At 71.0% G+C, this 8,961-nt stretch carries 9 protein-coding genes; 3 read left to right on the forward strand and 6 right to left on the reverse strand.

Annotated features, from left to right (window positions below):
- Positions 1 to 171 precede the first annotated feature (171 nt).
- Positions 172 to 1,065, reverse strand: a complete 894-nt coding sequence (locus tag ACIBVP_RS44535) for a LysR family transcriptional regulator (RefSeq protein WP_396112627.1) — start codon at positions 1,063 to 1,065, stop codon at positions 172 to 174.
- Between the two features lie 80 nt (positions 1,066 to 1,145).
- Between ACIBVP_RS44535 and ACIBVP_RS44540 the strand changes: the two genes are divergently transcribed.
- Positions 1,146 to 2,003: a DMT family transporter gene (locus ACIBVP_RS44540; RefSeq protein WP_396112636.1), complete on the forward strand. Its 858-nt coding sequence runs from the start codon at positions 1,146 to 1,148 to the stop codon at positions 2,001 to 2,003.
- Here ACIBVP_RS44540 and ACIBVP_RS44545 read toward each other — a convergent pair.
- Entirely contained in the window at positions 1,967 to 2,914 is a 948-nt protein-coding gene (locus ACIBVP_RS44545; protein ID WP_396112628.1) for a GlxA family transcriptional regulator, read from the reverse strand. The two genes, ACIBVP_RS44540 and ACIBVP_RS44545, sit on opposite strands and share 37 nt — an antisense overlap.
- A gap of 19 nt (positions 2,915 to 2,933) precedes the next feature.
- Here ACIBVP_RS44545 and ACIBVP_RS44550 point away from each other — a divergent pair, with 19 nt between their 5' ends.
- Positions 2,934 to 4,106, forward strand: a complete 1,173-nt coding sequence (locus tag ACIBVP_RS44550; protein ID WP_396112629.1) for a YbfB/YjiJ family MFS transporter — start codon at positions 2,934 to 2,936, stop codon at positions 4,104 to 4,106.
- 184 nt (positions 4,107 to 4,290) lie between these two features.
- Here the strand turns inward: ACIBVP_RS44550 and ACIBVP_RS44555 are convergent, their stop codons facing one another.
- Entirely contained in the window at positions 4,291 to 5,316 is a 1,026-nt protein-coding gene (locus ACIBVP_RS44555; protein WP_396112630.1) for an aromatic acid exporter family protein, read from the reverse strand.
- Between the two features lie 441 nt (positions 5,317 to 5,757).
- Between ACIBVP_RS44555 and ACIBVP_RS44560 the strand changes: the two genes are divergently transcribed.
- Positions 5,758 to 6,129, forward strand: coding sequence for a hypothetical protein (locus ACIBVP_RS44560; RefSeq protein ID WP_396112631.1), 372 nt, complete (start codon positions 5,758 to 5,760; stop codon positions 6,127 to 6,129).
- Here ACIBVP_RS44560 and ACIBVP_RS44565 read toward each other — a convergent pair.
- Genes ACIBVP_RS44565 through ACIBVP_RS44575 form a run of 3 tightly spaced genes read right to left on the reverse strand, consistent with a single transcriptional unit; the run spans position 6,114 to position 8,778 of the window.
- The gene (locus ACIBVP_RS44565; protein ID WP_396112632.1) at positions 6,114 to 6,746 is read right to left on the reverse strand and encodes a UdgX family uracil-DNA binding protein; all 633 of its coding nucleotides are present in this window, start codon (positions 6,744 to 6,746) and stop codon (positions 6,114 to 6,116) included. The two genes, ACIBVP_RS44560 and ACIBVP_RS44565, sit on opposite strands and share 16 nt — an antisense overlap.
- Before the next feature lie 60 nt (positions 6,747 to 6,806).
- Positions 6,807 to 7,070: a hypothetical protein gene (locus ACIBVP_RS44570; protein WP_396112633.1), complete on the reverse strand. Its 264-nt coding sequence runs from the start codon at positions 7,068 to 7,070 to the stop codon at positions 6,807 to 6,809.
- Between the two features lie 10 nt (positions 7,071 to 7,080).
- A complete protein-coding gene (locus ACIBVP_RS44575; RefSeq protein WP_396112634.1) occupies positions 7,081 to 8,778 on the reverse strand; it encodes a sodium:solute symporter family protein in 1,698 nt (565 codons plus the stop codon).
- Positions 8,779 to 8,961: the final 183 nt, after the last annotated feature.

The raw sequence follows: 8,961 nt of genomic DNA on the forward strand, positions 1-8,961 counted from the left end.
AGCAATCGTTGCGCTACGGAGCGCCTCGGATTAGTGCAAACCGTCACAGCAAGACCACGCGATTGTCACATAATGCTGTGTTTATGGAACCGTTCCACTGTTCAGGCCGGCCGGACGTGCACGGGAATCCTCCCGGGCATTCCTGATGACAGTTGCGGGTTTCTTTCCAACCTATTGCACGGCCGCGTCCCGCAGAGCACCGAGCAGCCCGGCGAGGGCGGGCTGCGCGAGCGAGGTTTCCCTTACCGCCGCGTAGATCGCGCGGAACGGCTCGGGCTTGCGCACCCGCCGCACGACGACCCCGGGATGGCGTTGACCGAGCCCCATCCGCGGAATCAAGGTCACGCCGAGACCAGCGGCCACAAATCCCTGTGCGGTGGCGTAGTCGTCGCTCTCCACGACGAAATTCGGGCTGAATCCCGCGGCCGCGCACGCGCTCAACATCAATTCTATGCACGGGCCCGCGCTGAGCTCGTTGTTGACCCAGGGCTCGTCGGCGAGATCGACGAGGTCCAGCACGCGCTTCGCGGCGAGGCGGTGCCCCTTCGGCAGGACCGCGTGGTACGGGTCGTCGAGGAGGTGCACCATGCGGATGCCGTCCCGGACCTGCTCCCTCGGCGACACCACGATCCCGAGGTCCGCGCGCCCCTGTTCCACCTCCACCATCGGGTCCTGCGGGTCGATCAGCTTCAGGTCGACCTGGACGCGGGGGTGGTCGGCCCGCAGCTTCGCGAGCGCGGGCGGCACGAGCGCGGCGCCCGCGGTGGCGAAGTAGCGGATCGCGAGGCGCCCGGTGCGCCCGGCACGCAGGTCCGCCAGCGCGGTCTCGGCCTCCGCGACGTGCGTGGCGATGATCGCCGCGTGCTCGGTCAGGAGCCTGCCCGCCGCCGTCGCCCGCACACCGCGGCCGATCCGCTCCAGGAGCGGCACACCCGCCTGCCGCTCCAACGCGGCGACCTGCTGGCTCACCGCCGAGGGCGTGTAGCCCAGGTTCGTCGCCGCCGCCGTGACCGACCCGCTGGTGACGACGGCACGCAGCACCTGCATTCTTCGCACGTCGAGCATGTAGCCCACCTTAACGGTTGGTGCAGATCATTTCACTTGTCCTGTCGAATCGGCCGGGAGACCGTGGAGACGTGGTGCGAATGGGTGTGCTCGCCCTGCTGTGGGGCTCAGGTTTCCTGTGGATCAAGCTCGCGCTGACGGGCTTGAGCCCCGCACAGGTGACGGTACTGCGCTGCGTGCTCGGCGCGGGCGTGCTGCTGGCCCTCGCGGTCGCGGCGCGGCAGCGCCTCCCCCGGGACCGCGCGACCTGGCGACGACTGGTGATCGCCGCGCTCTTCTGCAACACGTTGCCGTTCGCGCTGTTCAGCATCGGTGAGCAGACCGTGGACTCCGGGGTCGCGGGCGTGCTGAACGCCACCACGCCGCTGTGGTCCATGCTGGTCGGCCTGGCGCTCGGCGAGCGCTACGCACCCGTGCGGCTGGTCGGCCTGGGCGTCGGCTTCTGCGGCGTGGTGCTGATCTTCGCCCCGTGGCAGCGCCACGGCCTGGCCAGTTGGGGTGCGCTTGCCCTGCTCGCGGCGGCCGCCAGCTACGCGGTGGCGTTCGCGTACATGGGCCGCCACCTGGTCCACCGGGGCGACCCGCTGGGCATGTCGGCGGCGCAACTGCTGGTGGCGACGGGTCTGGCCGCGCTCGCGCTCCCGGCGGGCGGCCTCGACTGGTCGGGCGCGACGACCGGCTCACTGCTGGCGGTCGGCGTCCTCGGGATCGTCGCGACCGGCGTGACGTTCCACCTCAACAACCGCCTGATCGCCACCGAGGGTGCCACCGCGGCGGCGACCGTCGGCTACCTGCTGCCGGTCGTGTCGGTGGCGCTGGGCGCGCTGGTGCTGGGCGAGGACGTCGGTGCGCGGGTGCTCGCGGGGATGGCGGTGGTGCTGGCCGGAGTGGCGCTGACCCGTCACCCCGTCGCCGCGGCCCGAAAGGTGCGCCGGTAGGCCGCGGGTGTCGTGCCGTAGGCCCGCTGGAAGTGCTGGCGCAACCCGCTTCCCGTGCCCAGCCCACTGCGCGCCGCGACCGTCTCGATCGGCAGGTCCGTCGCCTCGAGCAGTTCTCGCGCCCGCGCGAGCCGCTGCTGGTTCAGCCACGCGAGGGGCGTCGCGCCGACCCGGTCCGCGAAGTGGCGCCCGAACGTCCGCAGGCTCATCCCCGCCCGGTCGGCCAGCTCCGCCATCGTCAACGGCCGGTCGAGGTGGCGGACCGCCCACTCCAGCACGGGCCCGAACCCGTCCGTGCGGGCGGGCAGCGGTGCCGGGACGTACTGCGACTGCCCGCCTTCCCGGTGCGGCGCGATCACCATCCGCCTGCTGACCTCGGCCGCGACCGCCGCACCGAAGTCGGTCCGCACGATGTGCAGGCACAGGTCCAGCGCGGCGGCGGTGCCCGCGCTGGTGAGAACGTCGCCGTCGTCGATGTACAGCGGGCGCTCGTCCACGGTCACCGCCGGGTACCGCCGCCGCAGGTCGTCGGCGTACATCCAGTGCGTGGTCACGGTCCGGCCGTCGAGCAGCCCCGCGGCGGCGAGCACGAACGCGCCCGTGCACAGCGACGCGATCCGCGCGCCCCTGGCGTGCGCCTTCCGCAACGCGGACAGCAGCGCGGGCGGTGCCTCGTAGTCCGGCATCACGCACGCGGGCACCACCACCAGGTCGGCCGTGCGCAGCGCGGACAGCCCGGCCCGCGCCGACAGCGTCAGCCCGGCCGACGCCCGGTGTGCGCCGGCACCGCACACGACCAGCTCGTACCAGCCCGGCACGAGGTCCGCGCGGTCGGTGGCGCCGAACACCCCGACCGGCACGGCGAGCTCGAACAAGGCGACGGTCTCCAGCATCGGCACGACGACACGCATGGCGTAAATCTATCGCAGCGTGACGTTCGCGCCACTGTTCACCGTGGCCGGTCCGGCCGAGGCTGTGCACATGACGATCACCCAGAACCGCACCGTGTGGCACCTCTCGGCCGCCGGGCTCGCCGCGATCGGCGTCAGTTTCGGCTTCGCCCGGTACGGTTTCGGCCTGTTCCTGCCGGACCTGCGTGCCACGTTCGACCTGGACGTGGCGACCGTCGGCCTGATCGGCAGCGGCACCTACGCCGGCTACCTCGCCGCGCTCACGCTCGTGGGGCTGCTGTCGGCGCGGCTCGGGCCGCGGCCGCTGATCGTGGCGGCCGGCGTGTGCGCGACGGCGGGGTTGGCGCTGGTGTCGGTCGCGGAGCACACGCCTGTGCTGGTCGCCGGGCTGCTGCTCGCGGGCACCAGCTCGGGGTGGGCGTGGGCGCCGTACTCGGACGTGGTCCGCGCGATGGTCGCGCCGGACCGGCAGGAACGCGTGCTCGCCATCGTGCCCAACGGCACCGCGTTCGGCACCGCGGTCGCCGGAGTGCTGGCGCTGGCGGTCCCGTGGCGGCCCGCATGGGTGCTGTTCGCGGCTGCCGCGCTCGCGGTGACGCTGTACAACGCGTGGCTGCTGCGCGGGCTGCCGCGGCCGGAACGCGTTGCCGCACAACGGATCCGGCTGACCGCCGCGTCGGTGCCGCTGTTCGTGTCGGCGTTCTCCTACGGCGTCGTGGGGTCGGTGTACTGGACGTTCGCGGTCGACATGATCGCCGACGACACGGCGGGCCCGCTGTTCTGGACGCTCATCGGCGTCGCCGGGCTCGGTGGTCTGCTGACCGACCGGGCGCTCACCCTGCTCGGGCTGCGCCGCACCCACGCGTTGCTGTTCGGCGCGCTGGCGTTCGCGGTCGCCGTGCTCGCGCTCGCGCCCGGCGCGCTGCCGGCGATCGGGGTGTCGGCCCTGGCGTACGGGCCGGCGTTCATGGCGGTCGCGGCCGTGCTGACCGTGTGGAGCTACCGCGTGTTCCCGGAACGGCCCGCGGCGGGCTTCAGCGCGGTGGTGTTCTGCCTCGGCCTCGGCACCATCGCAGGGCCCGCGACGCTCGGCGCGTTCGCCGCCGGGCACGGCCTGCCCGCCGCGTTCCTCCTCACGGCCGGTCTCGCCGCGGCGACGATCGCCGCCCGGCCCGCTACGGCGCGCTCATGAAGGTGGTGGTCATCGGCGCGACCGGCATGGTCGGCCAGGGCGTGGTCCGCGAGTGCCCGCCGTCGCCGAACAGAACCCGAAGGCGGTGTGGTGACGTCGACCGACGGGATCGGCCTGGCCATGCTCGGCATCGCCCGCCACGGCGCGCCGGAACGTGTCATGGACAGCGACACCTTCAACGCCATCACCCCATAGACGGCAGGAACCCGCGGGCCTGCTCGTGGCTGAGCCCGGTGGCCTGCAACAGGTCGACGGCGACCGATCGGAGCTGCGCGGTGACGACGGTGGCCGAGAAGCCGGTGTGCTCGATCCCGTCCGCGTCGACCGCGACCGCCGCGGCCCGCACCCGCTCCCGCACGTCGCCGAGGTCGCCGTCGGCGCCGAGTGCCTCGGCGAACGCCGTGGCGGCGTCGGCCAGCTTCCGCAGGGCGACGGGCAGCGTCGCGGGGAACGTCTCGTCGTCGGTCAGCCCGGCCCTGGTCCGGCGCAGGAGCACCCGGCTGTTGCGCAGGGCGAGGTCGACGGGCTCGGTGGCCTTCGTGTACCGCTCGATCATGGTGCGCTGGCGCCGGTGCAGGGGCGAGATGGCGGCGATCTCCCGCGCGGCCCGCAAGGCGTCGCGGTAGTCGTCCCCCGCCTTCTGCGTACGGGCACGACGCAAGGCCGCCTGGGCCACCTCCCGGTCCCGCTGCGTGATCGCGTCAGCGGCGGCGGTGAGCGCGGCGGCCAGTTCGCCGAGCAACTCCTGCCCCCGCCGCCGCACGATCTCCGGCGGGTCCCCGGGCAGGAGCGCGATGGCCGCGACCCCGAGCAGACCACCGATCAACGCGTCCAGCATCCGGTCCAGCCCACCGGTCCCGCCGGGCGGCAACAGGGTGGCGACGAGAATCGCGGACGACGCGGCCTGCAGCGTGACCAGCGTGCCCCCGCCGAGCAGCACGGACGTGACCATGGCAAGCCCCAGGACGAGCGCGAGCTGCCACCACCCGGCACCGATGGCCGAGATCAACAGGTCCCCGACCCCGATCCCGACGCTCACACCGACCACCAGCTCGACGACCCGCCGCAACCGCTGCTGCCCGAACCCGACCCCGATGCAGATGACGACCGCGATGGGCGCGAAGAACGGCCGCCCGTGCCCGAACACCTCGGTGGCCACAAGCCACGCCAACGCGGCGGCGACCGAACACTGCAGGATGGGCAACCCCATCAACCGCAGCGCATGCCCCCGCCGCCGAACCGTAGCCCGCATCCGGGCCTTGCTGAGCCGCACCCGGATCACGCTAAGGGACACCCACCCCCACCGCACCCACCCACAGCCCGAGCCGCCGCGAAAGCCGAGTCCGGGACGTTGAGTGCCGCGAAAGGGCCGGGCGCGCAGCGCCCGGCCCGCGAAGCGGGCCCCAGCCCCAGGCAAACGGGGCGAAAGCCCACAAAGACGGCCTGCCTGCCCTCCCCGAGACTTGCCCGTCCGGCGAGGACACCCCCACACGCAGCGGCAACAACCCAGCGTGTTTCGGCAGCGGCGACTCCGGGTAGCTCAATCGTGGTTGCTGTCATCGGGGACCGACGAGAGGCCATGCCCATGAACTACCCAGCCGATCCGGACAGAACTCGCCTCGATCTCAACCCTGCCGAAGGGCCACCGCCCGTGACCGAGCCGGTGGCCGAGGAGGAGATCGCCGACGCCGACCACGGACGCCGGCGCACAGTCAACATCGTGTGCACGATCATCAACGTCGTGTGTGCGATCTTCGCCGTCGTGCTGGCCGTGCACATCGTGCTCGTGATCGGCGAGGCCAACCAGGGCAACGGGTTCGCGGCGATGATCGACGAATGGTCCAGCGCCGTGTCGCTCGGCCTGCGTGACCTGTTCGTGCCGGAGAACCTCAAGCTGCGCACGTTCCTCAACGACGGCCTCGCCGCGATCGCGTGGCTCGTCATCGGTGGCCTGCTCACCTACCTGATCCGCAGGCTGGCGCTGCCCGGCCCGCGCCGGGTGCGGCGCTACCGCGTGCGCTGACGTCCACTCAGGACCGAGGCGGCGGCCCGGAGATCTGCCACCAGGTCCCGGTACGCCGTCTCGCGGTCGTCGGACCGCAGCACCGACGACGGGTGCACGGTGGCGACCGCGCGCTCCGGCCGGTCCGGGATCGTCACCACCTCACCGCGCTGCCGGGTGACCTTGAACGTGGTGCCCAGCAAGGACTGTGCCGCGGTCGCGCCGAGGAACACCACCAGGTCGGGCCGCACGGTGTCCAGCTCGGCGACCAGCCACGGCCGGCACGCCACGACCTCGGTCCGGCCCGGCTTCTGGTGGATGCGCCGCTTGCCGCGCTCGGCCGGCTTGAACTTGAAGTGCTTGACCGCGTTGGTGACGTACACCTGGGCGCGGTCGATACCCGCCTCGACGAGCGCCTTGTCGAGCAGCCGCCCGGCGGGCCCCACGAACGGATGGCCCTGCCGGTCCTCCTGGTCCCCCGGCACCTCGCCGATCACCAGCACGGACGCGTTCGCGGGCCCCTCACCGAACACGGCCTGCGTGGCGTCCTTGTACAGGTCACAGCCCCGGCAGTCGTGCACGGCCTTCCGGAGCGAGTCGATGTCCGCCTTGTCCGGAACGTACTCCTCGGCACCCATGACCGACGGCTACCCACCGCGCCACCGGCGAAAACTCGCGCGCGCCACCGACGCCGGAGTCTACTGTGGACTGCCGCCGTCCTCCGCCTCGTGGTGCACCGGGACGCGCAGCGGCCGCAGCCGCGCCCACAGCACGAACAGGAGCGCCACGACCACCATCGCGAGACCGGTCCACAGGTTGATGTTCACGCCCGCCGACTTCTCGATCTCCGCGTCCGAGGTGACGAACAGCCCGAGAACCGTCAGCACCACGCCGTACACGCCGGTCAGCAGGGCGATGATCAGGCGGATGTCGAACGCGGACGTGCTTGTCCGGGTACCCATCGACCCTCCCTCAGAAGATGATGTTCAGTGTGATCGTGATGACCAGGACGATCCCGGCGAGCAGCCCGGGGTTGCGGTACCAGCCCGCGTCCTCGCCGGTCGTCTCGTGCCGCCGGGTCTCCTTCGGTGTCAACGAGTAGACGAGCCCGGCGAGTTCGGACGCCGGCTTCGGCTGGGTCACCATCGTCACCGCGACGCTGACCGCGATGTCGACCACGAACGCGGCACCGGCCCCGACGAACGCGCCGCCCTGACCGGGCAACGCCCAGACCCCGCTCTCGGTGAGGACGAACACGGTGATCGCGGACAGCGTGCCCGCCACCAGACCGGTCCAGCCCGCGGTCGGTGTCATGCGGCGCCAGAACATACCGAGGATGAACGTGGCGAACAGCGGCGCGTTGAAGAAGGAGAACAGCTGCTGCAGGTAGTCCATCAGGTTCGCGTAGGTGGAGGCGATGAACGCGGTGCCGATGGCGAGCACCGTCGCGATCGCCGTGACCACTCGGCCCACCTTCAGGTAATAGCCGTCCGGCCGGTCCTTGCGCAGGTACGCCTGCCAGATGTCGTACGTGAAGACGGTGTTGAACGAGCTGAGGTTGGCCGCCATGCCCGCCATGAACGACGCGAGCAGACCGGCGATCGCGATGCCCAGCATGCCGTTGGGCAGCAGGTCGCGCATGAGCAGCAACAGGGCCTGGTTGAACGTCGCTCCGCTGGGGGCTTCGTCACCGGCGATGAGCGCGGCCTTGTTGTCGCCCTGCAGTTCGGTGACCGCGACACCGGCGATCATGCCGGGGATGATCACGATGAACGGGATCAGCAACTTCGGGAACGCGCCGATGATCGGCGTGCGCCGCGCCGCCGACATGCTGCGTGCCGCCATGGCGCGTTGCACCTCGACGAAGTTCGTCGTCCAGTACCCGAAGGACAGCACGAACCCGAGACCGAACACGAGGCCAAGCACGGACAGGAAGTTGTCGGTGAACCCGGTGAGCTGGTTGCCGGGCCAGCTGTTGATCTGCTCCGGCCCACCCGGCCCGGCCGACACCTTGTCGACGAGCCCCTGCCAGCCACCGACCTTGTAGAGGCCGACGATCGTCAACGGCAGCAAGGCGGCGACGATGACCACGAACTGCAGGACCTCGTTGTAGATCGCCGCGGAGAGCCCGCCGAGTGCGGTGTAGCTGAGCACGATCGCGGCCGCGACGATCACCGAGACCCAGATCGGCCAGCCGAGCAACAGGTTCACGACGGAGGCGAGGAGGAACAGGTTCGCGCCCGCGATCAGCACCTGGGCCACCGCGAAGCTGACGCCGTTGACCAGGTGCGCCGGTTTGCCGAAGCGGCGGAGCATGAACTCCGGGACGCTGCGCACCTTCGAGCCGTAGTAGAACGGCATCATCACGATGCCGAGGAACAGCATCGCCGGGACCGCGCCGATCCAGAAGTAGTGCGCGGTCGGCATGCCGTACTCGGCGCCGTTGGCGGACATGCCCATGACCTCGATCGCACCGAGGTTCGCCGAGATGAAGGCGAGCCCGGTGACCCACGCCGGCAGCGAACGACCGGAGAGGAAGAAGTCGATGCTCGAGGACACTTGTCGTCGGGCCACATACCCGATCCCCAGCACGAGCGCGAAGTAGATCGCCAGTAGGACGTAGTCGACCGCGTTGGCGTCCAGGCGCAGATCCGCCGCCGCTGCCTGCAATTCCAGTCACCTCCCGGTGTCGCTGTGTAAAGCAAACACCAGGAGTGATCTCTCCGCTTGACGAGCGGATCACCGCGGGCCCGGTGCGACTAGGGCCTGTATCGAAGTGGGTTAGAGCCATTCGTTGATCGTGGCGATGTGGACGGTGGCTTCGTAGCGGACGGCGAGTTTGTCGAACCGGGT

Origin of the sequence: Actinophytocola sp. NPDC049390, from assembly GCF_044466355.1 — a bacterium.
GTDB lineage: Bacteria > Actinomycetota > Actinomycetes > Mycobacteriales > Pseudonocardiaceae > Actinophytocola.